This is a genomic window from Acinetobacter indicus CIP 110367 (assembly GCF_000488255.1).
Lineage (GTDB): Bacteria > Pseudomonadota > Gammaproteobacteria > Pseudomonadales > Moraxellaceae > Acinetobacter > Acinetobacter indicus.
In genome coordinates this window covers 500599-526871 of sequence record NZ_KI530754.1, presented here as the reverse complement: position 1 = coordinate 526871, position 26273 = coordinate 500599, and the positions used below count along the sequence as shown (strand labels likewise).

Annotated in this window: 24 protein-coding genes and 1 pseudogene; 17 read left to right on the top strand and 8 right to left on the bottom strand. The window is 47.2% G+C overall.

Going from position 1 to position 26273, the window contains the following annotated elements; all coding sequences use genetic code 11:
• The first annotated feature begins 80 nt into the window (after window positions 1-80).
• Both gltS and P253_RS07250 read left to right on the top strand, forming a co-directional pair.
• The gene (gene gltS, locus P253_RS07255) at window positions 81-1319 is read left to right on the top strand and encodes a sodium/glutamate symporter (protein WP_016659325.1); all 1239 of its coding nucleotides are present in this window, start codon (window positions 81-83) and stop codon (window positions 1317-1319) included.
• Between the two features lie 74 nt (window positions 1320-1393).
• Window positions 1394-2869, top strand: coding sequence for an alanine/glycine:cation symporter family protein (locus P253_RS07250; RefSeq protein ID WP_016659324.1), 1476 nt, complete (start codon window positions 1394-1396; stop codon window positions 2867-2869).
• Window positions 2870-2933: 64 nt separating this feature from the next.
• Here P253_RS07250 and chrA read toward each other — a convergent pair whose 3' ends face one another.
• The gene (gene chrA / locus P253_RS07245; RefSeq protein ID WP_016659323.1) at window positions 2934-4133 is read right to left on the bottom strand and encodes a chromate efflux transporter; all 1200 of its coding nucleotides are present in this window, start codon (window positions 4131-4133) and stop codon (window positions 2934-2936) included.
• 129 nt (window positions 4134-4262) lie between these two features.
• Here chrA and P253_RS07240 point away from each other — a divergent pair, with 129 nt between their 5' ends.
• From P253_RS07240 to P253_RS07210, 7 genes are all read left to right on the top strand, one after another.
• Window positions 4263-5294 (top strand): patatin-like phospholipase family protein, encoded by a 1032-nt coding sequence (locus tag P253_RS07240; RefSeq protein ID WP_016659322.1) that lies wholly within the window; start codon window positions 4263-4265, stop codon window positions 5292-5294.
• A gap of 270 nt (window positions 5295-5564) precedes the next feature.
• A complete protein-coding gene (locus P253_RS07235; protein WP_227543056.1) occupies window positions 5565-5744 on the top strand; it encodes a hypothetical protein in 180 nt (59 codons plus the stop codon).
• A gap of 285 nt (window positions 5745-6029) precedes the next feature.
• Window positions 6030-6545: an acyl-CoA thioesterase gene (locus P253_RS07230; RefSeq protein ID WP_005179490.1), complete on the top strand. Its 516-nt coding sequence runs from the start codon at window positions 6030-6032 to the stop codon at window positions 6543-6545.
• 151 nt (window positions 6546-6696) lie between these two features.
• Window positions 6697-7278 carry a TetR/AcrR family transcriptional regulator gene (locus P253_RS07225; protein WP_016659321.1) on the top strand — a complete coding sequence of 194 codons (582 nt, stop codon included), beginning with the start codon at window positions 6697-6699 and terminating at the stop codon, window positions 7276-7278.
• A gap of 4 nt (window positions 7279-7282) precedes the next feature.
• Window positions 7283-8482 (top strand): MFS transporter, encoded by a 1200-nt coding sequence (locus tag P253_RS07220; protein WP_016659320.1) that lies wholly within the window; start codon window positions 7283-7285, stop codon window positions 8480-8482.
• A gap of 11 nt (window positions 8483-8493) precedes the next feature.
• The gene (locus tag P253_RS07215; protein ID WP_016659319.1) at window positions 8494-9387 is read left to right on the top strand and encodes a LysR substrate-binding domain-containing protein; all 894 of its coding nucleotides are present in this window, start codon (window positions 8494-8496) and stop codon (window positions 9385-9387) included.
• Between the two features lie 143 nt (window positions 9388-9530).
• On the top strand, window positions 9531-10148 hold the full coding sequence (locus P253_RS07210) for a glutathione S-transferase family protein (protein WP_016659318.1): 618 nt from the start codon (window positions 9531-9533) through the stop codon (window positions 10146-10148).
• Window positions 10149-10218: 70 nt separating this feature from the next.
• Here the strand turns inward: P253_RS07210 and P253_RS07205 are convergent, their stop codons facing one another.
• Together P253_RS07205 and P253_RS07200 are read right to left on the bottom strand one after the other, a co-directional pair.
• Window positions 10219-11823: a bifunctional 3-(3-hydroxy-phenyl)propionate/3-hydroxycinnamic acid hydroxylase gene (locus P253_RS07205; protein WP_016659317.1), complete on the bottom strand. Its 1605-nt coding sequence runs from the start codon at window positions 11821-11823 to the stop codon at window positions 10219-10221.
• 313 nt (window positions 11824-12136) lie between these two features.
• Window positions 12137-12349 (bottom strand): hypothetical protein, encoded by a 213-nt coding sequence (locus P253_RS07200; protein WP_005179468.1) that lies wholly within the window; start codon window positions 12347-12349, stop codon window positions 12137-12139.
• Window positions 12350-12805: 456 nt separating this feature from the next.
• Between P253_RS07200 and P253_RS07195 the strand changes: the two genes are divergently transcribed.
• The 4 genes from P253_RS07195 to P253_RS07180 all read left to right on the top strand — a co-directional run bounded on the left by P253_RS07195 (window position 12806) and on the right by P253_RS07180 (window position 16872).
• A complete protein-coding gene (locus tag P253_RS07195; RefSeq protein ID WP_016659316.1) occupies window positions 12806-13813 on the top strand; it encodes a CobW family GTP-binding protein in 1008 nt (335 codons plus the stop codon).
• 63 nt (window positions 13814-13876) lie between these two features.
• Entirely contained in the window at window positions 13877-14407 is a 531-nt protein-coding gene (locus P253_RS07190; protein ID WP_016659315.1) for a YaeQ family protein, read from the top strand.
• A gap of 125 nt (window positions 14408-14532) precedes the next feature.
• Window positions 14533-14874 carry an FKBP-type peptidyl-prolyl cis-trans isomerase gene (locus P253_RS07185; RefSeq protein ID WP_005179461.1) on the top strand — a complete coding sequence of 114 codons (342 nt, stop codon included), beginning with the start codon at window positions 14533-14535 and terminating at the stop codon, window positions 14872-14874.
• A gap of 117 nt (window positions 14875-14991) precedes the next feature.
• A complete protein-coding gene (locus tag P253_RS07180) occupies window positions 14992-16872 on the top strand; it encodes a sensor domain-containing diguanylate cyclase (protein WP_016659314.1) in 1881 nt (626 codons plus the stop codon).
• Between the two features lie 15 nt (window positions 16873-16887).
• On the opposite strand, the gene P253_RS07175 is transcribed toward P253_RS07180, so the two are convergent.
• Window positions 16888-17334 carry a GNAT family N-acetyltransferase gene (locus P253_RS07175; RefSeq protein WP_016659313.1) on the bottom strand — a complete coding sequence of 149 codons (447 nt, stop codon included), beginning with the start codon at window positions 17332-17334 and terminating at the stop codon, window positions 16888-16890.
• A 300-nt stretch (window positions 17335-17634) separates the two neighbouring features.
• Here P253_RS07175 and P253_RS07170 point away from each other — a divergent pair, with 300 nt between their 5' ends.
• Window positions 17635-18102 (top strand): hypothetical protein, encoded by a 468-nt coding sequence (locus P253_RS07170; RefSeq protein ID WP_016659312.1) that lies wholly within the window; start codon window positions 17635-17637, stop codon window positions 18100-18102.
• On the opposite strand, the gene P253_RS07165 is transcribed toward P253_RS07170, so the two are convergent.
• Entirely contained in the window at window positions 18103-19023 is a 921-nt protein-coding gene (locus tag P253_RS07165) for an alpha/beta hydrolase family protein (RefSeq protein ID WP_016659311.1), read from the bottom strand.
• 141 nt (window positions 19024-19164) lie between these two features.
• On the opposite strand from P253_RS07165, the gene P253_RS07160 reads away from it, so the two are divergent.
• The gene (locus tag P253_RS07160; RefSeq protein WP_016659310.1) at window positions 19165-19461 is read left to right on the top strand and encodes a hypothetical protein; all 297 of its coding nucleotides are present in this window, start codon (window positions 19165-19167) and stop codon (window positions 19459-19461) included.
• Window positions 19462-19567: 106 nt separating this feature from the next.
• Window positions 19568-20065: a DUF2505 family protein gene (locus tag P253_RS07155; RefSeq protein ID WP_016659309.1), complete on the top strand. Its 498-nt coding sequence runs from the start codon at window positions 19568-19570 to the stop codon at window positions 20063-20065.
• 61 nt (window positions 20066-20126) lie between these two features.
• Here the strand turns inward: P253_RS07155 and P253_RS07150 are convergent, their stop codons facing one another.
• Together P253_RS07150 and P253_RS07145 are read right to left on the bottom strand one after the other, a co-directional pair.
• Window positions 20127-21413: an MFS transporter gene (locus P253_RS07150; RefSeq protein ID WP_016659308.1), complete on the bottom strand. Its 1287-nt coding sequence runs from the start codon at window positions 21411-21413 to the stop codon at window positions 20127-20129.
• Window positions 21414-21540: 127 nt separating this feature from the next.
• Window positions 21541-22686, bottom strand: coding sequence for a GGDEF domain-containing protein (locus tag P253_RS07145; protein ID WP_016659307.1), 1146 nt, complete (start codon window positions 22684-22686; stop codon window positions 21541-21543).
• A gap of 223 nt (window positions 22687-22909) precedes the next feature.
• On the opposite strand from P253_RS07145, the gene P253_RS07140 reads away from it, so the two are divergent.
• Window positions 22910-24184 (top strand): glutaminase, encoded by a 1275-nt coding sequence (locus P253_RS07140; RefSeq protein WP_016659306.1) that lies wholly within the window; start codon window positions 22910-22912, stop codon window positions 24182-24184.
• A 97-nt stretch (window positions 24185-24281) separates the two neighbouring features.
• Here the strand turns inward: P253_RS07140 and dhaK are convergent.
• Window positions 24282-26014 (bottom strand): annotated as a pseudogene (dhaK, locus tag P253_RS15465) (dihydroxyacetone kinase subunit DhaK).
• Between the last annotated feature and the right edge of the window lie 259 nt (window positions 26015-26273).

Sequence of the window (26273 nt, the reverse complement as noted above, 5' to 3'; positions counted from 1 at the left end):
TAAAAGGTGCTTATATCATCAGGTTTAAATAATCAGAACCGGAAAACAATAAGCATTGACCATATTAAATGGATATTGCCATGGAATTTACTTTTAATGCGTTTTACACCTTAATTGCGGCTGTAATCGTTCTCCTTTTGGGACGTTTTTTAGTTAACAATATTGATTTTCTAAGACGTTACAACATCCCGGAACCTGTCGCGGGCGGTTTGGTCGCTGCGGTGGTGTCTTTAATCGTGCACAATTTCTGGGGCTATAGCATTACCACCAGTAGTGCGCTACAAACCAGTTTTATGCTGATTTTCTTTGCCTCCATCGGTTTAAGTGCCAACTTTGCCAAACTGCGTGAAGGCGGTATTGGTCTGGTGATCTTTCTGATCGCAATTTCACTATTCATCATTGTACAAAACTTTGTCGGGATTAGTCTGGCGACAGTATTGGGCATTGATCCGCTAATTGGTATGATTGCCGGTTCCATTACCTTAACCGGTGGTCACGGGACTGCGGGTGCATGGGGTGAAATCCTTGAGGTTGAACATGGTATTCAGGGGGCTTTGGCCCTGGGGATGGCCAGTGCGACCTTCGGTCTGATTATTGGCGGTATTATTGGTGGGCCATTGGCCAAACTGCTGATCAACCGTTATCAGTTGGCTACACCAAGTACCGATGCGCAAATTGAACAGCGTGACAATACGCCAGTTGAACCGGTACCGGGTGAGTTTGTACCATTTGAATATCCGCATCAGGTGCGTTTAATTACCGCAGACAATGCCATTACCACTTTAGGTTTATTTGCAGCCTGTCTGGCCTTTGCCGAGTTTATGACTGGTTATGCCAAAGGTACGCTGTTTGAGTTGCCAACTTTCGTCTGGGCTTTGGCTGGTGGGGTAATTCTGCGTAACGTATTAGAAGGTATTTTCAAAGTCACTATTTTTGACCGTGCGATTGACGTATTTGGTAATGCATCATTGTCTTTATATTTGGCGATGGCATTGCTGTCATTGAAATTATGGCAACTGGCAGATCTGGCGGGCCCGCTAATGGTCATTCTAGGCGCGCAAACCATCACCATGGCCTTGTATGCGGCCTTCATTACCTTCCGTGTTATGGGTAAAAACTACGATGCTGCTGTACTGGCTGCGGGTCACTGTGGTTTTGGTATGGGTGCAACACCTACTGCGGTTGCCAACATGCAGGCCATTACCAATATGTACGGTGCTTCTCATAAAGCCTTCCTGATTGTACCGCTGTGTGGTGCTTTCTTTGTCGACTTGATTAATGCGACTGTCATTCAAGTCATTCTTAAGTTTTTTGTTTAAGTAATTTGAGTGGAAAAGCCTTGTTAAAAGGCTTTTCTTTTTAGGATGACTCAATCAGCAAAGGGTGCGAAAAAATGAATGAACAATTAAATGAAACCCTAATGTCCTGGGTGACGCTTCTAAATACCCCGCTGTGGGATTTTCTGGTGATCTTTCTGGTCGGTGTCGGGATATTTTATACCCTGATCACCGGCGCTGTACAAATTCGCCTGTTCTGGCACAGTATTAAAGCCATGAGGTCGAGCCGTAAAAAAGGCGAAGACAGTTATGGGATTACCCCATTTCAGGCCCTTGTGACCGGTTTGGCCAGTCGGGTCGGGGTCGGTAACGTTGCCGGTGTTGCGATTGCGATTGCGATTGGTGGTCCGGGTGCGGTGTTCTGGATGTGGTTTACCGCATTTTTAGGCATGAGTTCGGCCTTTGTCGAATCTTCACTGGCGCAGCTATTTAAGGTGCGTGATACCAGCAACCATCAGTTCCGTGGTGGTCCGGCCTATTACATTACCCAAGGCCTGAAACAGAAATGGCTGGGTGTAGTATTTGCGGTTGCCCTGATTTTAACTTACGGTTTCGTGTTTAACGCGGTGCAGGCCAACTCGATTATCAGTGCCACATCACATGCCTGGGGCTGGAATCAGGCCAATCTGACTGTGCCAATGGGTGCATTCAGTTTTGAACTGTCCTGGTTGGGGCTGGTTCTGGTCGTCATGACCGCCATGATTATTTTTGGCGGGATTAAACGTATTGCCAAAGTCGCAGAGAAGTTTGTCCCGATTATGGCGCTGTTATATCTCGTGGTGGCGCTATATATCGCAGTGATTAATATACCGATTATTCCGGATATTTTCCGCCTGATTTTCAGCAAGGCCTTTGAGTTTGATGCCGCTGCCGGTGGTTTCTTTGGGGCGATGGTGTCGATGGCGATGATGATGGGCATCAAGCGTGGTCTGTTCTCCAATGAAGCGGGGATGGGTTCTGTACCAAACGCGGCTGCTGTGTCGGATGTAAAACATCCGGTCAATCAGGGACTGGTACAGATGCTGGGCGTATTCGTGGACACCTTTATTGTCTGTTCATGTACCGCAATCATCATTTTGTCTTCCGGTTTATATCAGAATGCCGGTTTTGAAGGGGTGACCCTGACCCAGATGGCGCTGGAAAGCCAGATTGGCCATTGGGGCGATGACTTCCTGGCCATTATCCTGTTTATGTTTGCTTATTCGTCGATTATTGGGAACTACGCCTATGCCGAAGGTAACGTGCAGTTCATTAACAACAACCGCAAGATCATGCTGATTTTCCGTCTGCTGGTGCTGTTTATGGTGTATTTCGGCGCGATTGCCACCGTACCACTGATCTGGTCGATGGCCGATCTGTTTATGGGCGTGATGGCCACCATCAACCTGTTTGCCATTTTACTGCTGACGCCATTTGTGCTGATGTTGCTAAAAGACTTCAAAGCACAGCTGAAGCGTGGCGTGAAAGAGCCGGAATTTAAACTGGACAATCATCCTAAATTTAAAGACCGGGTTAATTCCGATATCTGGTAATGCAAACAACAACAGCCTCATCATGAGGCTGTTGTTTTATCAAGAGAATATTCTTTTAGATGCGTTAGCTCAGCAAAGACAGCAAACCCATATACACGCCAAAGCTACCAATCAGGCTGACCCACACCGGCAGTTTGCTTTTCAGTAAAACAATCACAAACATCACAAACGCCAGATCCAGCACTGATGTTAAATAATCCTGTCCCATATCAACAATGAGCGCGAGCAATAAACCCACCACCGCGGCATTAATACCAATCACCGCATGTTTGATTTTGTCCTGATGCATCAGCCAGGACCAATGCGGCAGGGTAGCAAAAATCAGAAAGAACGAGGGCAGGAAAATGGCGATGGTGGCAATGATCGCGTTCAGCACCGGATAGGCAGTTAAATCCAGAAAATAGCCGACATAGCTGGCAAAGCTGAATAAAGGACCGGGCATGAGCTGAGCAAAGGCATAGCCTAAATCAAACTGCTGGGCTGAGATCATGCCGGTACTGACAAAGTCCTGATGCAGCAGCGGTAAAATAATATGCCCACCACCAAAGACCAGTGCAGCAGACTGATAAAAGCCCAAAAAGCCTTCAGCCAGCAGATTCGGATTGGTCCAGTTCAGCGCACCGAGCAGCAGAAACGGACAGATAAATAAGATTAGCCAGAGTGTAGTCGAGCCGAAACTGCGCTGTTCCAGCTGAAAACTCGGTGCGGTATTACTACCAGTTTGAGGTTGTGCTTTGGCAATCCACATGCCTGCCAGACCAGCCAGCACAATCACCAGAATCTGGTTATATGACAGTGGCAGGAACCAGATCATGAGCGCAGACACAAGCATCAGCAGGTATTGCCACCAGCTTTTGCAAAAGCTTTGCAGCATTTGCCAGAAGGCCCAGAACACCACCGCCAGTACAATCAGTTGAATGGCATGAAAATACGCCGAACTGATCCACGGGAATAACTGCTGACCGATAAAGGCCAGTAGGGTCATCAGCAAGGCCGAGGGCAGGGTAAAACCCAGCCAGGCCACCACCGAGCCTAAATAGCCACGTTTTAAATAGCCAATGGCCAGTCCGACCTGACTGCTGGTCGGGCCGGGTAACAGTTGCGCTAAAGCGACGACCTGGGCATAGTCTTCATCTTTGAGCCAGTGTAAACGCTGCACAAAAGTCTGGTGAAAAAACACCAGATGCGCGGCTGGTCCCCCGAAAGATAAGCATCCCAGCTTAAAGAAAATCAGAAAAATCTGTGAATAAGATAAAGAAGACATTGGCTAGAATTTTAAAAAACCTGACTTAAGTTTAAACTGAATAGATGACAGTTTAACGAATTTAAACAATGCACTGCAGAAAATCTCCTTAGACTACAGCAGGTCTGTCGAGTTCAGATCGAGGAATCCATGTTGAATAAAAATCTTGGCTTTATCAGTGTGATGGGGGCAGTCATGCTGACCTTAGGCGCCTGTCAGCATCTGCCAGAACAGCATCAGCGGGTGTCCTCCCAATTAATGGCAACCCCGGCAATGGCAGAGGCCAGCCAGCAGAACGCACGCATGAATTTTAAAACGTTGCCGCAATATACCGGACAGGACCCGGTCATTGCCTTGGTACTGGGCAGCGGCGGCGCGCGCGGTTATGCCCATATTGGCGTGATTGAAGTGCTGGAACAAAATGGCATCCGTCCAGATTTTATTGTCGGGACCAGTGCCGGCAGTATAGTCGGGTCGATTTATGCCAGCGGCAAAAGTGCGCATGAGCTGCGTCAGATTGCCCTGAACATGAAAGCCAATGATGTCCGTGACATCAAACTGGATATGAAAGGTTTCTTCGATGGCAAAAAAGTCGAGAACTATGTCAATACGCAGGTCAACCAGTTGCCGTTAGAGCAGATGCCAATTCCGATGTATGTGGTGGCCACTGAATTAAAACAGGGCAAGAAAGTGGTGTTTAATGCCGGCAATACCGGACAGGCGGTACGGGCGTCGGTGTCAATTCCAAGCATGTTTATTCCAACCCGAATTGCCGATGCCGAATATGTCGATGGTGGATTGGTCAGTCCGGTACCGGTAAATGTCGCCCGCGAACTGGGTGCGGACATTGTGATTGCGGTCGATATTCTGGCCCAGCCGATGTATACCGAAACCAGCCATGTCTGGGGGCTGTTTAACCAGAATATTAATATCATGCAGAAGCATCTGGCTCAGGAAGAGCTGAAACATGCCGATATTGTGATTCAGCCAGATTTACGCGAAAAAGCACATATTTTTGATGTGCAGGGCCGCGAAGCCACCATGCAGGCCGGTGTGGTCGCCGCCTATGGCAAGCTGGGGCAGATTTCGCAGGTCTATCAGCATAAAGGCTATGCCGATGGTCACCGGATTCAAACCTATAACCTGCAACAAAATACTGTTGATACACATTCGGGGCGCTAGAATGCTGCCGGTTTTTTTCTATAACTTAAGTCGAATAAAAATGGCAAGAATGCTCATATTGCAATTTGCTTTTGGCGTTAATTGCCTGATGTTATTCAATAAAGGTATTTCGATTCATGCTCAAAAGGTTGCGATTAATATTTAAAGTTTATATATAAGTGTATTTTAATTCAGCTATTTAAGTTTACCTATTGTTAATAAAGCTCTTATACTGGCCGCATTAGAATATAATGATTTATCTTAGAAGCTAAAACTGAGCAGGGCATGAGCATGAAGCAATTACACATTGGACAATCTGTACAACTGGCCAGCATGGAACAAATTATTTTTACCATTAAAAAAATTAATGCCGATGGTTCCTATGAAATTGAAGCCCAGCTCGATGCACAAAATGTTTTAAATTATGGTCATGTGTCGCCGGAAATGTTGCGTCATATCAACCCGGCTTAAAAACTCAGGCAGTAAAAGTCCAATTTTGGGCTGAGCTCATCGGCCCGAATGGAAAAAATCCACCTCCTGACGCACCTGCTGAAAGCCTGTTCAAGTGGTGTCGGGATGTGGATAAATAATTGAAAATTCAAGTAATAGCACAAAACACTATATATTTTTCTAAATAATACCCCAATCACCATAAATAATAATGATGACTTTATTGCCGAATTGAACATTTAATTTGTGTTAAAAACGATATAATAATATTCACATATCCTGTCTTTTATAAGAGCCGAAAACAAGATGTCCCCATTAGATCAGCTTAAACCCATCTTAGAAGATCAATCTGAATTAACCATGTCGGTGTTAATGACGCCAGATATGGCAAACTTTTCCGGTAATGTTCATGGGGGAACAATTCTAAAATTACTGGATCAGGTGGCTTATGCCTGTGCCAGCCGTTATTCAGGCAGCTATGTGGTGACACTTTCGGTAGATAAAGTGAACTTTAAGGAACCAATTCATGTCGGCGAGTTGGTGACTTTCCTGGCCAGTGTGAACCATGTAGGCCGTACTTCCATGGAAATTGGCATTCGCGTCGAAGCGCAGAACATTCAAAAACGCACCGTGCGTCATACCAACAGTTGCTATTTTACCATGGTCGCAGTTGATGAGCAGGGCAAACCCAAACAGGTGCCGGCCTTAAATCTGGACAATGACTGGAAACGCTGCCGTTTTGAAGCGGCAGAACAGCGTAAAGTGGCGCGTTTACAGGAAGGTACTCATCCATCTTGCAGTATTTACAAGAAGTCGATTTAAGTCTGACTTTCACTGTGTTGAAGAAAGACCTGAAATTTCAGGTCTTTTTTATTGCCACATTTTTTATACCAGACGACAGAAGAATCATTCGCCATCTGGCACCAACTGGCTTATTATAAAACGATACGTATCGTTTCGTTTTGGGCTGGGTATGGAAACTGAAAAATCATCACGGCGGCAGCAATGTATTTTAAATGCCGTAGTCGAGGCACTGGCAGAGTATGACTATAGCCATCTGACCATTGAGGATATTGCCGCGCGGGCCGGCGTAGGGAAATCGACCATCTACCGCTGGTGGAAACATAAATCCGAACTGGTGTTCGATGCCTTTAAGCTGCAAACCGCCTCGATTTTTGAACTCGACTTTAGCCAGTCTTTGCAGTTTAACCTGACCCAGCAATTGTTTAAGCTGAGTCAGGCGCTGAACCATCAGGTTGGGCGGGCGGTACTGGTGGTGATGGCCGAGCAGCGTGAAACTGCCGCAGCATTTTTTCGTGAATATTTGCTGCCACGGCGTGAACAGATGCGCAAGCTGATTCAGCTGGCGATTCAGCGTGGCGAAATTGTGGCGCAGTATCCGTTTGAACTGATGCTCGACACGCTATATGCACCGATTCATTACCAGATTATTTTCTTTAACCGGATGCCCGATGCCGACTATATTCAGCAGCTGATTGAGATGGTGCTGGCACCAGTCCGGGTTCAGCCGCTTATTGATGCGCAGGAGCGCTAAGCCTATGTCTGCTCAAAGTTCTGCTGCATTATGGAATCGTGCATTTATTCTGTGTCTTTTCAATAACCTGTTTCTGTTTGTTTATTATTTTGCCCTGCTAGCCGTATTACCAATTTATATCATGAATGATCTGGGCGGCACGGTCAAAGAAGCCGGTTTGGCTCTGACCCTGTTTCTGGTGTCCTCGATTGCCATCCGGCCGTTTTCCGGTTTAATCGTGGAAAAGCTGGGCAAGAAACTGTCTTTTCGTGGTTCTGAGCTGTGCTTTGTGCTGTTTGCCTTTTGCTATATCTGGATTGACAGCATGTGGAGCCTGCTGCTGGTGCGTTTTTTACATGGCATCTGGTTCAGTATTTTAACCACGGTGGCGGTGCCGGTGGCCAGTGACTTTATTCCAGAAGCGCGTAAAGGCGAGGGCATTGGTTATTTTGTGATGTCGACCAATTTGGGCGTGGTTTTTGGGCCTTTAATTGCCTTAACCACCATCCAGTTCACCAGTTTTCGGGTGTTGTTTGCCGTGCTGGCAGTGATTATGGCGATGGGTTTTCTGTTCTGCCTTAGCCTGAAACTGCAGGATGATCGGGTCAAACCAGCTAATCTGTCTGATCCATCTGCCACGAAACCCCGGCTGAGCCTGCATGATATTGTCGAAACCCGGGTCATTCCGGTGGGGCTGGTGGCCATGCTGACTGCCTTGGCCTATTCCAGCGTGATCAGTTTTATTACTGCCTATAGTGAAGCCAAGCAGTTACTGGCCTATACCAGTCTGTTCTTTGTGGTCTTTGCTGTGTCCATGATTGTGGTGCGGCCGTGGGTCGGCAAGCGTTATGATCGTAAAGGTCCAAGTGCGGTGATGTATCCGTCTTTTGTATGTTTTGCCATGGGACTGGTGATTGTCAGCTTTTTATCTAATCCGTGGATTTTATGGCTGTCGGCGGTGTTTATTGGTATTGGCTACGGCACCTTGTTTCCGTGTCTGCAAACCGTGGCCATTCAAACGGTCAATAAACAGCGCATGGGTCATGCGATTTCAACGTTCTTTACCCTGTTTGATCTGGGGCTGGCACTCGGTTCCATGCTGATGGGCATCCTGATTGCCTGGATGGGCTTCCAGCTGACCTATTTACTCTGCGCCGTGCTGGTGCTGTTGACCTTGCTGCTTTACAAAGCCATGGTCACACCAACCTTGCGTCAGGCTCCCTAAGAGGCTTCAACATGGAATTAAGACATTTACGTTATTTTGTTGCGGTGGCAGAAGAGCTGAACTTTACCCGGGCCGCAGCCAGAATGTATACCGTGCAGCCATCTTTAAGCCAGCAAATTAAAGATCTGGAACAGGAGGTCGGGGTACAGTTATTGCTGCGTTCCAACCGTAAAGTGGAACTGACTCCAGAAGGCGAGGCCTTTTTAAAGCAGGCGCGTTTGTGTCTGGACTATGCCGACAAAGCCATTCAGGAAGCGCGGCAAGTGGCACAGGCGCAAAAAGCACAGTTGAATATCGGCTTTGTGCCGGTGGCCGAAATGAAAGTGTTTCCTTATATCATGCCGAATATTCGTGCCCAGTTTCCCGATTTAAAAATCCATTTTCATAGCCTGCCGGATGCCGAGCAGTTTAAGGCCTTAAGTCGGGCGGAAATTGATATTGCTTTTACCCGCTATCCAGATGAATCGGGAGCGTTTGAGTCAATCCAGATTTTTGATGAACCACTGACCCTGATTGTGCCGAAAGATTCTCCGGCGGCCAGCTTAAAACATATCAGCATCAAAAGTTTTCAGCAGCAGGATTTTGTGATTAGTGATGAGCACGCCTCACCGCAGCTGTACAAAATTATTCAGGACTTTTTAAAGCAGTCTAGGCTGGAGATTCATGTGGTGCAGCATTCCACCAATATTCTGATGAACGTTAATCTGGTCGGGATGGGCGTCGGCTGGAGTCTGGTGCCCGCTTATGTGATTCCGCTACTTGGCGATAAAATTGTGGTGAAAAACACATTGGAACCACTGCCGATGATTGGCCTCTATGCCAGCTATCGCAAACAACCTCGCAGCGAAGCGATTGAGCTGATTTTAAAAGTGTTAAAAGCGCAGTTTTATATGGATTTTGGCTAAAGCGTGTGCTACGCCTAACTGCATTTCGGCGCAGCCGGTTTTTTAAAACTGGTGAAGCCGTTAAAGATGGACACAAATCAACAGCGTTTCTCGCCGGACAGCAAGCTTAAAATATAAGCATTGATGCTGTCGAGGAACTCCACATGCAACTGTATACGCATCCTCAATCACGTGGTCAGACCCTGATGCCGCTATTACAGGAGCTGCAGATTCAGGATCAGATCGAGATTATTCAGGTCAGTTGGGAAGATCTGCAACAGCCAGAGTATCGGGCCATGAATCCTTTGGGTAAAGTGCCGCTACTGGTCGATGGTCCGGTTTTTATTAGTGAAACCCCGGCAATTTTTGCCTATCTGGCTGATCATTTCTTTGAACAAGGTTTGGCCCCGGCCCTGGATGATCCGCAGCGCGGCGCCTATTTCAAATGGCTATTTTTCTGTCATGGCCCATTAACCGAATGGATTGACTTGAGCAATTTCCAGATCAGTCAGGCCCAGCTCGAACAGCATAAACGCGGTTTAGGGATGGGATTGCCGGAAGATCTGATGGCGTTTTTAAAACAGGGACTGCAGCAGGCCAACCCCTATTTGCTCGGTGAGCGTATGAGTGCCGCAGATTTGTATCTGGCGTACTGGCTGGCCTATGCCATTGCTCTGAAAGCCATTCCTTATCTGGAAGAATTCCGGCCGTATCTGCAATGGACGGCGCAGCGGCCATCCTTAAGTCAGGTGATCTGGTTTCAGCAGCTGGATCAGCATTGAAACAGCGGCATGAACATGAGCGCGAATAGCAAAAAACCACGCCTGAGCGTGGTTTTTTGAAGGGTTCATCTTATTGGGCATGCAGTTTCTGGAACAGTTGCTGACTGGTACTTTCCAGGGTTTGCGGAATTGCCAGCGCCGCAACGAAACGGTCAGGGCGTAAAATTACCACCGAGCCTGTGGTTTTGCCAAACCAGCTGCGAATTTCTGTGCCCAGATCACCAATGGTAATCACATCTGCAGAGTGTTTCGGCTGTGGATGTTTGAGCTGCACCGCAGGAATTACCTGAATAAATTTCACCCCCAGTTTCTGCCATTGCTGCATGCTGCTGTCAGACAGTCCCCATTTTGGATCAACCCCCCAGGCGATAATCGCAAAATCATTGCCCAGTACGTCATCCAGCAGCACCGTTTCACCTGAGGCCAGTTGTACCTGCGGCTGAATAAACATTTTACCGACCGGCGAGTGTTTATCGGTTTGTGGCAACAGGGCGCCATCCTGATATTTCGGCATCGGCTTAAAGCGCATTTCCAGCAAATACTGTTTGATTGGCTTGATGTAATTCAGCACATAGGAAATACCATCACGGATAATACCTTGCCATTGTTTTGGCGGTGCCAGCACATGCCCGGCCATCACCGATAAATCAATCATGGCTTTGGCATGGTCTTTACGTTCAATCTGGTATGAATCGAGCAGCTCGGCAGCGGCTTTGCCCTGAATCACCAGCGCCATTTTCCAGGCCAGGTTAAAGGCATCACGCATGCCGCTGTTATAGCCCTGACCCTGCCACACCGGCATAATATGTGCTGCATCACCGGCCAGTAAAATCCGGCCGACACGGAATTTTTCGGCAATACGCGCATTGTGGGTATAGACACGCTGGCGAATGACCTCGATACCATCGGTGGTTGGCAAGACTTTAGACAGTAACTTGGCGATATTTTCCGGTTTGCTCAGTTCTTCCTGGGTTTCGCCCGGCATCACCATAAATTCGAAACGGCGGATGCCATGCGGCAGGGCGGCGGACACATAAGGACGCACCGGGTCACAGCACAGATAAATATGCGGCGTGGCCAGTGGATCATTATCAATATCAATCACAATCCACTGGTTCGGAGCTGTTTTACCATCAAAGGCAATATTCAGACGACGGCGTACCAGAGAGTTGCCGCCATCGCAGGCAATCAGATACTGCGCCTGAATCACTTCCTGCTGACCCTCACGGGTATGCAGTTTGAGCGTCACGCCACTTGCATCTTGACGAAACTCGGTCAGTTCCCGGGAAAAAAGCACTTGGGTCTGTTCATATTGGGTCAAGCCGTTTAACAGCACCTGATCGACCTGCGGCTGGATAAAGGCATTGCGGCGCGAGAAACCAAATTCGCGGGTCAGCGGTTGAATATCGGCGAAGCAGCGGCCTTTTGGGGTAAGAAAGCGCATGGCATGATTGGGCGTGGTATGCGGCAAGACCTGATCGACCAGACCTAAAGACTGAATAGTCCGCAACGATTCATCATCAATCCCGATGGCGCGTGGGTAATCAATCAGGCGATCCAGCTGTTCCACCACCATCACCTGAATACCTTGTTTGCTTAAATAGTTGGCGATGGTTAAGCCGACCGGACCGGCACCCAGAATTGCCACTTCAGTTGTATAGTTTGTTGTGTTCATCGCGAGGTCCATCAATCACGTCAGATTAACGCCCATTAACGGTGAAAGATAGGGATTCAACAAGTTATGCCATAGTGGAAACAGAGGGGGACTGTAGAGGATAGTAAATAAGATGATTTTTATAATTTGTTGATTAGATGAATATTTATAATAAAAATACAATCATTCAGGATGATGTTACGATCATTTATTTCTATAGTAAAAAGACCATTTCCATAAAAAAGTGAAACCGCATCAAAGCGGTTTCACCTTCACACAATGGTATTTAATACGGTGCTGCCATCAAAAATAGCAAAGCACAGTATGGTAACTATTAACGTGCAGTTTTTTCTTTGTCATCGCTTGATGCAGCTTCAGACGCAGGCTGATCTGCTGCACCGGCATTGGCCGCTGCTGCTGGTTGTTCCTGGGTGCTGACAATCACTTTGTCTTCAGTTTGAGTATTCGCTGGTGCTGCCGGTGCAGCAAAAGTGGTTGCGGTAGCAGCCGCAAACGTGGTCGCAAGTAAAATTTGAGTTAATTTCATTTTGGGCATCCTTTAATATTCATTTTAGAGTTGACCTCGTATGCACATCACCTGCATCGAGGACAGGCTTCATGCTATGCCGCAGTGGTAGATTGAGCAATCGAAGCAACAAAGCAAAAAATCTGCTTAACATTGGCTCTACATGAATGAAGAAAATGTAGCAATTGGGTAAGAATTTACCGTTTTTTGCATCTAAAATCGGCGAACTTACAGAGGAGATAGCTCGAACTATCCCCATGCCGGGATAAATAAAATTACATTGCTACCGATATTTCAGTGTTACGGGAAAAAACTACGGGCAGATAAATGTAATTAAATTTTTCTAAAAGATAGCAAAGGTAGGCGCATTTTCTGGCTCAAGCTGAAAAAATCTCAGCCAGAAAGCCGCAGTGCTGGCTTGAACCACATGGCAATCTTGCATAGCATGCAAACGTTGCCCAGCCAAAGAGTAGACCTGTGAAACTGATTGCACCGACACGCGCCGTTCCAACCCATATTATTTCCGGTTTTCTGGGAGCCGGGAAAACCACGCTGTTACAGCAGTTGCTGCGTCAAAAACCGGAGCAGGAAGTCTGGGCGGTGTTGATGAACGAATTTGGCCAGATCGGCATCGACCAGCAGATTTTGCCGCAGAGTGAAGGTTTTGAAATTAAGGAACTGCTCGGTGGCTGTTTATGTTGCAGCAGCCAGTTACCAATGCAGATTGCCTTGTCACGCTTGCTAGATGAAGCCAAGCCCGACCGGCTGTTTATTGAACCCACCGGATTGGGGCACCCGCTGCAATTACTGGAACAGCTGACCGAACCGCACTGGCACAGCCATCTGGACATGCGCGCCTTGGTCACGGTGGTGGATGGTTCACGTTTGCACGATGCCGACTGGACCCAGCAAAACCTGTATACCGACCAGTTAAAAGCCGCCCAGATTATTGTGATTTCACATCCGGATCAGATGCAGCCGGCAGATGAACAGGGCCTGGAAAAATTAAAACAGGAATATCAGGCCTATGCACCGCGCTGGCTAGCTGCTGAAAACGGTCAGCTGCCATTGGCTGAAATTGATCTGGCCCATGTCGGCATCCAGCGTAAAATCCAGCCTTTATTGCAGCTGCAACGCACACTGCCGGCACAGGCAGAGCTGCCGGAAATTAAACAGTTGCCCTATCATTATGTGGAAACGGCGCAGGGGTATTCGGTGGCGGGCTGGAAATTTTCCCGACGCTGGCAATTTGACTTTTATACATTGCTGGATCTGCTCTGTGAGCAGCAGGACTGGTTGCGGATTAAAGCAATTTTTCACACCAATCGGGGCTGGAAAACCTTTAATTTCAATCCGCAGCAATTTAACTATCAGTCATCACCAGAAAATACCGATAACCGGATTGAGCTGATTTATCGTAATGCCCGGGACTGGAGCGCGTTTGAGGAACAGCTGCTGGCCTGTCGCATTGACAATGCTGCCTAGAATCTGTTCAGCACGGGGCAGCAAAATCCGATATGCTAGGCGCCAAATTTGAGGATCACGTGTATGGCGCTTAAAGCAACAATTTATAAAGCAGATTTAAATATTGCCAATATGGATGTGCATCAATATGGTGACTATCAGCTCACCATGGCCTTGCATCCGTCTGAAACCATCGAGCGCCTGATGGTGCGTATTCTGGCATTTGCCCGCTATGCCGATGAGGCACTGGAATTCACCAAAGACCTGTTTGAAACCGATGAGCCGGCGCTGTGGCAAAAAGATCTCACAGGTCAGCTAATAAACTGGATTGAAGTCGGCTGCCCGGATGAAGACAAGGTTAAAAAAGCCAGCGCCCGTTGCCAACAGGTGGCGGTGGTGGCCTATGGCAGCAATGTCGATGACTGGTATAAACGCTCCAGCAAGCTGAAAACCCTGAAAAATGTTCAGGTCTGGAAACTGTCTACCGCCACTACCGAAGCAATTCAGCAACTGTGTGAACGTACCATGCAGCTACAGTTAAATGTGATGGATGGCGAATGGACCTTAATTGGCGATCAGGCCCAGGCTGTGATTGAATGGGAACAGTTGCAGTAACCCATCCGGTTGCTGCTGTGGTGTCAGGTCAATAAACGGCTGCAATTTAGCGGCCTAAATTATGCAGCTGTCATCAATTCCTTTTATACTCATGCACAATTGATTTGGTTGAAGAGAGCAGACGCATGTCAAAAGAATTAGAAATTATTGATTTAAAAGTGGGTGAGGGTAAAGAAGCAGTCAAAGGCGCTTTAATTACCACTCACTATACCGGCTGGCTGGAAGATGGTACCAAGTTCGATTCTTCCATTGACCGCGGTAACTATTTTGAAACCGTGATCGGTACCGGCCGTGTGATTAAAGGTTGGGATCAGGGCATTCTCGGGATGAAAGTTGGCGGTAAGCGCAAGCTGATCGTGCCATCTCATCTGGCATATGGCGAGCGTAAAATTGGCAATATTATTCCGGCCAATTCCAACCTGATTTTTGAAATTGAATTATTTGACGTGAAAACCCGCGACGAATAAGCCTTCCACATCCCCTGACCGGAGAACAGGATGTCTCTGGTCGGCTTGTGCAAAAATAGTGCAAAAAGTAATTTGAAAGCCCTTCAATACACAGTACATTAAAATTATTCCTTTCCAATGTCTGCAGGGATTATCATTTTATTGGAACAGCGCGCGTACTTTCGGATTTCTCTCCTGTTCATGGCCTGGCTGTGTCTGTGTGCACTCAGCCTTGCTTCGGCACGAGCACATTATGATTCCTCACCAGACTCCTATTATCAGCAGCAGCTGATTACGACCCTGCAGTTTGGTGAACGTTCCAGTACCAATTTGGATGGCCCATGGCTGTTTTACAATCAGCAGTTTATTCAACAGCCCAGTGCAGTACTGACTGCAGAACGGGTACATCTACCGGCTTCTTTTCAGCAACTGACCGGCCAAATGGAAGGCTATGGCACATTTATTGGGCATTTTCAGCTGCCAAAAGAATTTGTCGGTCGCCGCATTGCGATCTGGATGCCCAGCCAGCAAGGTGCCTACCGGGTGTATTTAAATGGTGAGCCGCTGGCACGTGTGGGGGAAGCCGGTCCTGATGCTGCCCGCCATGAAAACGGCAATGGTCATCGTCTTGCTCATTTTATTGCTGACAGTGAATCTTTTACCCTGGCGATTCAGGCCTCCAGTTTCCAGAACTCCAGGGGCGGGCTGGAACATTCAATAAAAATCGGACTCAGCAGCACCATAAACTATCAATACCAGCGCCTGATGATGAGCGTGGCCATGATCAGCGGCGGGGTGCTCGGGATTGGACTGTTTACCCTGGTCTTTTCCTTTTTCAGTGGGGTGATGCTGCCGAATGCACAAAGAGTGTTTGTATTTGGCATTTTTATTGTGTTTCTGGCGCTGCACAACCTGTTTGCTCCCCCGTATGCCTATACCGCTTTTACCGATATCAACTGGATTTGGGGATTGCGGCTGCAATATCTGTTCAGTTTTCTGGCCATTTTATTTTTCTTGAGCTATATGTTCCTGTTTAACCAGCGTTATTTGCATCGGTGGGTATATTGTGCTGCGCTGCTGCTTATTGCCATTAATCTGGTCGCTGCATTGTGGGCACCACCGATGGTGCTGGAACAGCTGGCGTTATGGAGTTCTTTATTCAGCCTGCTGGTGCTGATCAATTTTATCTACGGTTTTGCCAAAACTTTGCGGCAGAAACTGAGCTATTCCAAATTAACCGTATGTGCGGTATTGCTGCTATTTGGCAGCTTTATTCATGATCTGCTGCTGGCCTTAAACCTGATTGAATCAATTCCTTTATCGTTTATTTCTACCAGTCTGTATGCCTTGCTGATTATGCTGCAGCAGGCACGTAACTATGCGCGTGATACGGCCTATATTGAAAAACTGAATAACCGTTTGCTGAGCCTGAATAATTCGCTGGATGTTAAAGTCAAGGAACGTACCGCCCAGTTAAGTCAGTTAAATGCCAAGCTGGAATTGCAGGTAAAAATTGATGCGCTGACCGGTGCCTATAATCGCCGTGCCTTGAATGATGAAATTTTGCTACGTTTTGAGCAGACCTGTCAGCAGCCTGAATATACCCTGGCGTTTGTGATGGTGGATGTCGATTATTTTAAAAAATATAACGATCATTATGGCCACTTAAAAGGAGATCAGGTTTTGCAGCAGCTGGTGCTGATCTTGAATCGTGCCTTGCCTAAAAATGCCTATGTAGCGCGTTATGGTGGTGAAGAATTTGCCTTGATACTGCACAATGTCCCGATTGCCTTATTAGAGCCGATGATGGTGCAGGTATTACAGGCGGTTCGTGCCGAGCAGATACAGCACATTGCCCGTCAGGATGCGAAAAACTATGTCACGGTCAGTATGGGCGTGGCCTGGATGACTGGCAAGCAGCCCTATGCCAGTGTACTGGAATTTATGAAAGCGGCCGATCAGCAGCTGTATCTGGCCAAAGAAGCCGGCCGGGATCAGTACAGGATTGCCGGGCATTAAGCCAGTGAAAAATCTTTAGTCCAGATATTTGACTAAAGGAATATGTAAAACAGGCTCAAATGCCTGCGGCTGAATCTGAAAGCCATATTTTTGATAAAAGGGTAGCGCAGTACGGGTGCTGGCTAGCACAATCCGTTTCATTTGGCGTTGCTGATAATAATGCAACACTTCATTGAGCAGCAGTTTGCCAATACCACGCTGCTGGACATCGGGCGCGACATAATTCATTAAAACTTCACCCTGATCGCTGGCCAGAATAAAACCGACCACCTGATGCTGCAGCTCATACACCCAGCAGTTGTTATAGTGCATCAGTAACAGCAGATTTTCCTGATTTTTATTTTCGAGCAGGCGTTGAATCTTGATTTCACGATGTTGATGATCGAGGCTACAGGATCGGATACTGTCGTGCAAAACGCGAATAAGGCTCGGGACATCTTGAATTCGAGCGGATCTAATCATTGTGTTGGTAAAGGCATAAACAAGCACCTATTTGAATGTAAATAAACCTTCAACAAAATGACAATCTTGTTGTGATTTACGCAGTTTTTTAGGCGTTGTGAGAATTTTTTATTGGGGGATTGATACTGTTTTGTGTCAAAATGAATAAAAAGACAGCAGTTTGGCAGCGCAGATGCGATTAGGTCATCTTTAGGAGCGCATGGAATTACCATCATCATCAGGCATGATCCAGCGCTGAGATAAGAGACACGAGAACAAACGCTGGGAAATGAGAACCGAACCATTGAGGTAAGCGGGCTTATGGCAAAATTACTGGCAATCCTCCTGATTTTTCTGGCCTTTTATGCGCTATGGAAAGTCATGATCAAAATTAGAATTAATCGTGCCTTTCAGAAACATCAGGCCGCCTATTGCAATATGGTGCAAGGCCCGATTAGCCAGAAGTGCCCGCGACCGGTTGAAGAAGTGATTGAAGAAGTCGCTGCCTATGAACAGCAACTGTTTGATGATGTAGCGGACATCTTTATGCAGGACGCATTAGTTGTACAGCATAAAGAGGATGGCTCAATGCTGCAGGAACAGGTATTGCGTAAAATGCCGGCCAAAACCCAGACCCGGATTGCAGATACCGATCTGGGCGAATGGGCCATTTACTGGACCTTCTATGAGCAGTCGCTGGAATACTATGTGAGCCAGTACGGTATTTTTATCACCCATGTGGATCGGGAGGGCCGTGAAACCCAGCAGCGCCTGTCTTTATCGTCCTGATTACGGTGAAATGCTCGCTTCGGTGTTTGTATCGGATGGCAGATATGAGGCAAACGTGGCTGCCACCTGATCCCAGATTTTTTCTGCACCTTGGCGGAAATAGCCCATATGCCCAATCTGGCTTAAGCCAAACTGCTGCGGACTCAGGTTGATCATTTTCACTGAGGCATTGCAATAATGCTGCATAAAGGCATACCGGGAATTGGGTAAGGCCCAGTCATCATCCAGTGAAGAAGCGGCATAAATTGGGGTTTTGACCTGTGCATAACATTCAAACAGCGCCTGTTGTGCCGGATCACCAAAAAAGTAGGTCGGATTTTTACACCATTTACGCCATTCCTGATACACGCCCAGCGGCAGGTCCGCGCCCATATTCAGCTTGCTCCATGGCAAATAACCGGCCAGGGCCACCATCGGTGGGAAAATCAGGTTCCAGACAAATTGCACTTTAATTTTTTCTTTCAGTGGCATATAGCCATGCCAGCCGGCGCCGGTACCAAAACAGTACAGTGCCGTGACCTGTGCATGATTTGGTGCTAATCCGAGTGCTTGTCCGCCATAGGAATGACCGACCATAAATAGCGGCATCTGCTCACGTTTAAAATAAGCAATCGCACCGGCCAGATCCAGTTTGCCCCAATCCAGATAGGACATCTGAAAGCCTTTCAGCCGTTTCGGTGCCGATTTGGCCACACCCCGATAATCAAAACACAGCACCTGATACTGATATTGAATCATGTACTCGGCAAAGCGGCGATAAAAGGCTTGCGGCACGCCGGTTGCACAGGCCACCAGCAGCTGCGCCTTAACTTGTGGCGGGGTATAACAGGTACCGGTCAGTAAATAACCATCGCTGGCCGGGAAAGTAACGCTGCTGATTTCAAGCGGCGATGTGTGGATAGCAGAGGTGGTGGTGTTCATCCTGAACTCGTATATTTTTAGACTGGTTCTAGTTTGAATGTTGCGGAGGGGCAGAGTCAAAACTGGCGCGTTCATCGGCCAGACGGTTTAAAATAAAAGACGATAGAAATAAACAGCAATAAAAGCAGGATGAGATAAGCCATGCTGATTGATTTTCGCCAGCAGCAACAGGCCAGGTTTGAACAGGTGGCACGGCGTCTGCAACAGGCCGCTGCCGAGGGCCTGCATTTTGATTCAGTCGCCGATTTTTATCAGTCGGGCTGGCTTGAGCAGTTTCCGGCCGGCATTCGCTGGTCGGTGGCCGGACTGGATGATGGCGCTGAACAGTTTTATGCCCGGATTGATTATCTGGACTGTTTTGTCAGGATTGATGCCGGTGAGATGCTGCGGATTGAATATGGCAGACACCAGAACAATCCGACCACATTCAGCCAATGACAGCGCGTGCAGAATTCTTTTAAATAAACAGGCGATGAACCGGCTGCAACAGCAGGTTCCCCACCAAGAACAAGACCGAAGAAAAAGACAAAATCAGGGATCAACTATGGCGCATCAATTTACTGTCAATGCCACCATTCAGGGTGTTTCATTGAGCGAATTCAAACAGCTGGCTGCAAATACTGCATTACATGAAAATGTATGCAAACGCATTCCGGGGGAAAATCTGGAGATTCTGGAATCGCAGATCCAAGGTGATATTTACACCTTGCGCCGTGCCTATAACCTGGATGTGAATATTCCAGACATCGCCAAAAAACTGCTAAAAGATGCTTTTCGTTTAAAGCGCACCGATGTCACCAATCTGAGTGCATTGACCTCGACCATTGATTTAGGTGCGAACTTACCCTTAGAGGCCCGCTGCGCACGTTCGGTGACGGGTAATGATCAGCAGGTTCAGATCCAGCTGAACTGGACGGTAAAAGTAAAAGTGCCATTAATTGGCGGGATGCTGGAAAAACATGCAGAAGGTGAAATTCGCCGCTTTAGCGAAGTGGAAATTAATATTGTGGAAGATGAACTCAAGAAGAATTTAAAAAGCTAAAATCTGAACATTTTTGCATAAAAAGCCCGGATGAAGCCGGGCTCTTTTGTTTTGAGATAGATTAAGTCGGAGAACGGGAACGCTCAAAGCGCTGCTGATAAAACCAGGCGGTCATAAACGCCACCAGACACACCCCCCAGATATAATACAGCGCGCCAATATTGCTATACAGGCTTAGCCACTGCACCAGCGGTAAGGTGATGCCACCAGCAATGGCATAAGCCACGTTATAAGAAAATGAAATACCGGAAAAACGGATTTGTGCCGGGAACATTTTCACCATGCTATACGAGACCATCCCGACTGTTCCAGAGGCCAGACCCAAGAGCATATACAGCATAAAGATTGTTGATGCTTCAACATGGCCCAGGCTGTTATAGAACAGTGAGGCAATGGCAGCGACCAGCAGGGAGCCGAATAAAAGAACGCGGCCAGCACCAAAACGGTCGGCCAGCAGCCCGGCCACAATACAGCCAATCATCTGCATGACAATGGCGGCACTTTGCATTTTAAAGGCATCGGCGCGGTCAAAACCAAATGCACCGACCAGTAGGTTTGGCATGGCCAAAATCAGCACCACCACACAGGCGGTCAGGAACCAGGTAAAGAACATGCCCATCACCACACCGCTACGATGCTGCACCAGCACCTGTTTCACCGGTAATTCCTTGGCCAGTTCCTTGCGTGCCTGCATGGCTTTAAATACCGGGGTTTCATGTAAATAACTGCGTAAATACAGCGCTACCAGACCAAAAATCCCACCAACAATAAACGGAATACGCCATGCCCAGTCCTGAATTTCGGCTGCAGTAAATTGCAGTGAAATAAACAGCGACATTAACGCACCGAGTAAAATCCCCAAGGATAAGCCGGCGGTCAGCAGTCCATTGGCAAAACCAATTCTTTTTTCTGGCACATGCTCGGAAACAAAGGTCCAGGCCGCAGGAATTTCACCACCAATGGCAATGCCTTGTACCACGCGCATCAGCAGTAACAATAATGGCGCGGCATAACCAATGCTTTCAAAGGTCGGCATGATGCCAATAAATAGCGTGGGTAGAGCCATTAATAAAATGGACAGGCTAAACAGGCGTTTACGGCCAATTAAATCGCCAAAATGCGCCATCACCACACCGCCGAGCGGACGGAAGAAATAACCGGCTGCAAAAATCCCATAGGTATTCAGCATGGCCCAAAATGGACTGAGGGTGCTTGGGAAAAACAGATCGGAAATAATTTTGGCGTAAAAGACATAAATGACAAAGTCATAAAATTCGAGTGCACCACCGAGTGAGGACAGGCCAAGTGTGCGTTTGTCTTCGCGGCTTAAACGGGGAGTAGCATCCATGCGTATCTTCTGACAGGATTAAAAACAGGAACCGTAATTTTAAAGAAGAGCTATAGCTATGAATAATCAAACTTTATTTGGGAAAAATAAACTAATAGTTATAAAAGTCTGCACGTGTGGATGATTGTTATTGTTGCCAGTGCAGCTGGTTGCGGCCCAGATTTTTGGCCTGATATAACAATAAATCGGCCTGCTGCGCGGCCTGAGAAAACTCATCAAAGTGCTGGAAAAAGCTGATGCCGAAACTGCCGGTCATTGAAATGACCTGACCACTCTGAATCAGTGGTGTGGTTTCGATGCCGCTGCGAATCCGTTCTGCCACCTGAATTGCGATATCCAGCGGGGTATCTTGCAGTAAAATCAGAAATTCTTCACCGCCCATCCGGCAGATTTCATCGTATTTGCGTACCGCTTTGCTGATAATTTCGGTGACATGCTGTAGCGCGACATCGCCAACCTTATGGCCATACTGATCATTAATCTGCTTAAAAAAGTCCAGATCACACAGAATAATCGCATTCTGTCTGGAACGGCTGTGCTGTTTTAAGCGTTTCAGCCGTTCCTCCAGCGCCCGGCGATTCAGCAAGCCGGTTAATGGATCAAGATTCCGTTCTTTTTGCAGCTGCTGGAAAATATCCTGATAGGCACTATGAAACAGCAGCCCGGCCATCAGCAGGCTCAGGCAGAGAATAATCAGCTGGGTGCCGGCAGCGACCAAGTTGTTACTTAAAATCTGGTTGGTCGGCTGTAATACCACAAACAGATACAGGGTGCGCAGCGCAATCACCGCACTTAACAGCAACAGCGACAGGCGTAACAGGCGATCCAGTTTCTGCTTGAGCTTGACCTGATATAAAGCCTTTAAATTATGCGAAAAAATCAGGGTAATGGTGATGGTCAGCACCAGCATCCGCTGTGCATATTGCTCATCAAACACCGAAAAATACACATAAATTGATTCGGCAATGGTAATCAGTACCAATAGAAACGCCCAGCGCGTGGTCACATTCAGCCGTAAATGAATGGCATGGGTGAACATCGCACAGCTGATAAACAGCAGCGTGGACGGAATAAAGCTAAAGGTCGGCAACACTTGGGCGGAGACCACAGTAATGATCAGTACGGCCAGACCCGTACACAGAGTCGATGCGGCATACCACAGAAAATAGGTGGGAATTGGCTGGAACAGCCACAGCAGCAGAATGACGCTGCCAAAGGCCATCATAAACAGCGGGATTAGCGTGCTGTAGAGGGAGAAATTTTCGGCTAACATGAACAAATTGCAGGTAAGTCAAAAAATCGCGCCATCATAGCAGCTTCTCCCAGACAGTGATCTAAAAAAGTGCACAATCTTGAGCGCATAATTGAATCAAGAAGATTTAGAAAAGCGATGCGTGTAGCGATGCTGTAACTGCCGGGCCAAAATGCACCGGCTTGCGGTATAAAATAAAGTTGCCATCTACAACAATGATAATGCCCAAAGAAGGACCCACCCTATGCAAACGCCTGTTCCAGATTATTTAAAGCATGTTTTGTCACAATGTCAGCGCAATGTGGGCGGGCAGCTGGCCGATTATATTCCGGAACTGGCACAGGCTGATCCTAACAAGCTGGCGCTGGCCCTGTCCACCGCAGATGGCATGATCTATTCCAGCGGTGATGATGGTCATGAATTTACCATCCAGTCCATGTCCAAACCCTTTGCCTATGCACTGGTGCTGGAGCAGTTGGGCATTGAAGAAGTTTTGCAAAAAGTAGGTGTTGAACCCTCCGGAGAAGCCTTTAACCAGATTTCCTTAGACAAAGAACTGAATATTCCGAAAAACCCGATGATCAACTCGGGGGCGATTACCACCCATTCATTAATTCAAACTACGGCTGGCATTTCACGGGCCGAGCAGCTGCGCCGTTTTTTAAGTGAACTGGCCGGACGGGAATTAAGTTTTGATGAGCAGGTCTATACCTCCGAAATGAAGACCGCATTCCGGAACCTGTCGATTGGCTATATGTTGCGTACTGTCGGTGCACTGGATACCGACCCGGTCGAGATTGTAAATGGATATATCCAGCAGTGCGCAATTAAGGTCACGGTTAAGGATTTGGCGAACATCGCCCGTGTCTTGGCCAATGGCGGCCTGCATCCGAAAACGGGTGAATGTTTACTGGATCGGGCAGTGGTGCGGCAGGTGTTAAGCGTGATGCTCAGTTGTGGTATGTATGATGCTGCCGGAGACTGGCTCACCACAGTGGGGATTCCGGCCAAAAGTGGCGTTTCAGGTGGGATTATTGGTGTGCTGCCGGGGCAGGTCGGTATTGCGGTATTTTCACCGCGTGTAGATGAACATGGCAACAGTGTCCGCGGGATTGATATTTTCGAGCGCTTATCTGCCGATATGGGCCTGCATCTGATGGAAGGGACGCCTTCCGCACAAACCATTATTCAAAGCTGTTATTGGGCTGGCAAAAATGATGATGTTCGCGTCTATGAACTGCGCGGAGTGTTGCAGTTTACCGAGTCAGAAATGTTGCTGCGCAATTTACAGGAAGAGCCACCGGGTGATACGACGATTGTACTCGATCTGACCAACCTCACCTTAATTCATGATGTGGGTGCACGGATGCTGTTTGAAGGGGTAGAGCGTTTGCAGCAAGATGGACATCGTGTGGTGGTGGTTGATTCGGAAGGAATTCTGAGTGAAGCCCAGATGAAGGGCAATAAAAGGGTTGTGGTCAAAGAAAAGCTGACCAAGTATCTGGAAAAATTTCAATAGACGTTTTTTCTGCCAGCTTATTTCAGAACGGGACGGGACATACTGGTAAATAAAAAAGCCCCGATGATGCGAGGCTTTTTTTCAAATCTTGAAAATCTTATTTAATATGCTCAGCAATATCGCTAAAGATTACGCCTAAACCATAAGCACCTGCATCAGGATAGCCTAAGCTACGGTCACCGACAGTGCCTGCGCGTCCCATACGTGCAACAATCTCTTTAGTCGATTCAGCACCTTGGACAGCAGCTTGCGCACCTAAAATAAAGTTTTCTTTAAAGCTTTTGTCGGTGTTGGCAGACCATGAGTCTGCACATGGCACAAGTGCATATCAATGAGAGTTTTATCACCCACCACAGCACCACGACCAAATGAGCGTTCACCTGTCACTTGAATGCCTTTCACCGCAGCTTGCAGCATATCGGCAAAATCTGCCACGCTTAAAGTGGTTTTACCTTGAATGGTTTTACTCGCGGCACGGAATGCAGAACCCCAGATTGGACCTGATGCTCCACCACAATGCTCCATGATGATCATCGAACTGTTCAGTAAGAATTCATCCATGTACTGTGCCTGGATCAGGCTTTGCCATACTTTTTTAAGTTGTTTAAAACCTTTTGCCACACTCATACCAAAATCGCCGTCACCTGCATGTGCATCTAATTCACAAAACGGCACTTCATTCTTGATGATACATGCCGCCATAACATCGACCACATAACGCATATTTTCAATGGTGAACTGTTCATTTTGAATTTCAGCATGTTCTGCAGCTGTTTCGACTTCGGTGTTGGCACTATATTCTGCTGTTGCATCTTTGGTTGCAAACTCAAATGGTAAGGCAGGTGAACCATCCAGTTTTAAGGCAGGAGTATTGGCTTCAGCATCTAAATAGCCTTTCAGTTCATCATCTACCGCAAGTAGTGAAACAGAAGCACCGTTCATGTCGATGCTGGTCATGTAGTTGCCGACAAATGTACGGTAAATTTTGATGCCTTTACGCGCAAGGTGTTCGCAAACATCATGGTTAAACACATACAGTTCTTGTATTGGGGTAGAGCCAAAACCGTTGACCAACACGGCGACTTCTTTCATCTCTGGGCGATCTAAAAACAGGTCATCGACCATACGTTGTGCCATTTCTTTCGATGGTAAGATTTTTTCACGACGAATGCCCGGTTCACCGTGGATGCCGACGCCGTATTCCATTTCATCATCGGCTAGGGTAAAGGTGGGTGTACCTTTGGCAGGAACAGTACATGAGGTATAGGCGAAACCAAGACTAATCACGTTATCCGCTGCTTTTTGAGCCACAGCTTTGACTTCCGCAAGCTCTAAACCTTTTGACGCTGCTGCACCGGCAATTTTATGCACGAAGATGGTACCAGCAACACCACGACGACCGACGGTATAAAGGCTGTCTTTTACCGCGATATCATCCGCCACTTTGACGTAATCGACTTTAATGCCATCTTCCGCAGCCAATGCAGCACCATTCTGGAAATTCATCATATCGCCAGAATAGTTCTTGATGATCATCAGCACGCCTTTGTCAGTTGCGACATGCTGCAATGCTTTATAGACCTGAATTTGAGATGGCGATGCAAAAACGTCACCGCATACGGCAGCGTCTAACATGCCTGTACCGACAAAGCCCGCATGTGCAGGTTCGTGACCACTACCACCGCCACTGATCAGTGCCACGTTATTGTGTTTTTGTTTACGTGAAATGATTTTATGCGATTCGGTAAATGTCAGTTCAGGATGGGCAAGGACAAAACCTTTGCACATTTCGACAACCAGATTTTCAGGGTTGTTGATGAGTTTTTTCATGGAGAAAGGCCTTCACGTATTCTGGGAGATGTCTAAAGTCTTATTATTATTATGGAAATGTTTGAAATTTGCTGACTTAAAAATGTAAAAACGAGTGATTTGGGATTTAGGGGTTAGAAAAGAGGCGGTTGCATTTTTTACTTCACTAATAAGGAAGAGGAGTGGTGAAGGTACAAGCTACATTCAAAATTTCTTTTTAATCATGATTCGATAGTGGGTAAATTTTTATTCAGTAAGAGTGTTGTTTTTCAATTACCTG

Excerpts from the sequence above, each read along its gene's own strand:
- P253_RS07230 (WP_005179490.1), top strand. The coding sequence starts at position 6,030 with ATGTCCCCATTAGATCAGCTTAAACCCATCTTAGAAGATCAATCTGAA.
- P253_RS07250 (WP_016659324.1), top strand. The coding sequence starts at position 1,394 with ATGAATGAACAATTAAATGAAACCCTAATGTCCTGGGTGACGCTTCTA.
- P253_RS07190 (WP_016659315.1), top strand. The coding sequence starts at position 13,877 with ATGGCGCTTAAAGCAACAATTTATAAAGCAGATTTAAATATTGCCAAT.
- P253_RS07170 (WP_016659312.1), top strand. The coding sequence starts at position 17,635 with ATGGCAAAATTACTGGCAATCCTCCTGATTTTTCTGGCCTTTTATGCG.
- P253_RS07210 (WP_016659318.1), top strand. The coding sequence starts at position 9,531 with ATGCAACTGTATACGCATCCTCAATCACGTGGTCAGACCCTGATGCCG.
- P253_RS07240 (WP_016659322.1), top strand. The coding sequence starts at position 4,263 with ATGTTGAATAAAAATCTTGGCTTTATCAGTGTGATGGGGGCAGTCATG.
- gltS (WP_016659325.1), top strand. The coding sequence starts at position 81 with ATGGAATTTACTTTTAATGCGTTTTACACCTTAATTGCGGCTGTAATC.
- P253_RS07150 (WP_016659308.1), bottom strand. The coding sequence starts at position 21,413 with ATGGATGCTACTCCCCGTTTAAGCCGCGAAGACAAACGCACACTTGGC.
- chrA (WP_016659323.1), bottom strand. The coding sequence starts at position 4,133 with ATGTCTTCTTTATCTTATTCACAGATTTTTCTGATTTTCTTTAAGCTG.
- P253_RS07185 (WP_005179461.1), top strand. The coding sequence starts at position 14,533 with ATGTCAAAAGAATTAGAAATTATTGATTTAAAAGTGGGTGAGGGTAAA.
- P253_RS07160 (WP_016659310.1), top strand. The coding sequence starts at position 19,165 with ATGCTGATTGATTTTCGCCAGCAGCAACAGGCCAGGTTTGAACAGGTG.
- P253_RS07165 (WP_016659311.1), bottom strand. The coding sequence starts at position 19,023 with ATGAACACCACCACCTCTGCTATCCACACATCGCCGCTTGAAATCAGC.
- P253_RS07225 (WP_016659321.1), top strand. The coding sequence starts at position 6,697 with ATGGAAACTGAAAAATCATCACGGCGGCAGCAATGTATTTTAAATGCC.
- P253_RS07215 (WP_016659319.1), top strand. The coding sequence starts at position 8,494 with ATGGAATTAAGACATTTACGTTATTTTGTTGCGGTGGCAGAAGAGCTG.
- P253_RS07220 (WP_016659320.1), top strand. The coding sequence starts at position 7,283 with ATGTCTGCTCAAAGTTCTGCTGCATTATGGAATCGTGCATTTATTCTG.
- P253_RS07235 (WP_227543056.1), top strand. The coding sequence starts at position 5,565 with ATGAAGCAATTACACATTGGACAATCTGTACAACTGGCCAGCATGGAA.
- P253_RS07155 (WP_016659309.1), top strand. The coding sequence starts at position 19,568 with ATGGCGCATCAATTTACTGTCAATGCCACCATTCAGGGTGTTTCATTG.
- P253_RS07145 (WP_016659307.1), bottom strand. The coding sequence starts at position 22,686 with ATGTTAGCCGAAAATTTCTCCCTCTACAGCACGCTAATCCCGCTGTTT.
- P253_RS07140 (WP_016659306.1), top strand. The coding sequence starts at position 22,910 with ATGCAAACGCCTGTTCCAGATTATTTAAAGCATGTTTTGTCACAATGT.
- P253_RS07175 (WP_016659313.1), bottom strand. The coding sequence starts at position 17,334 with ATGATTAGATCCGCTCGAATTCAAGATGTCCCGAGCCTTATTCGCGTT.
- P253_RS07180 (WP_016659314.1), top strand. The coding sequence starts at position 14,992 with ATGTCTGCAGGGATTATCATTTTATTGGAACAGCGCGCGTACTTTCGG.
- P253_RS07200 (WP_005179468.1), bottom strand. The coding sequence starts at position 12,349 with ATGAAATTAACTCAAATTTTACTTGCGACCACGTTTGCGGCTGCTACC.
- P253_RS07205 (WP_016659317.1), bottom strand. The coding sequence starts at position 11,823 with ATGAACACAACAAACTATACAACTGAAGTGGCAATTCTGGGTGCCGGT.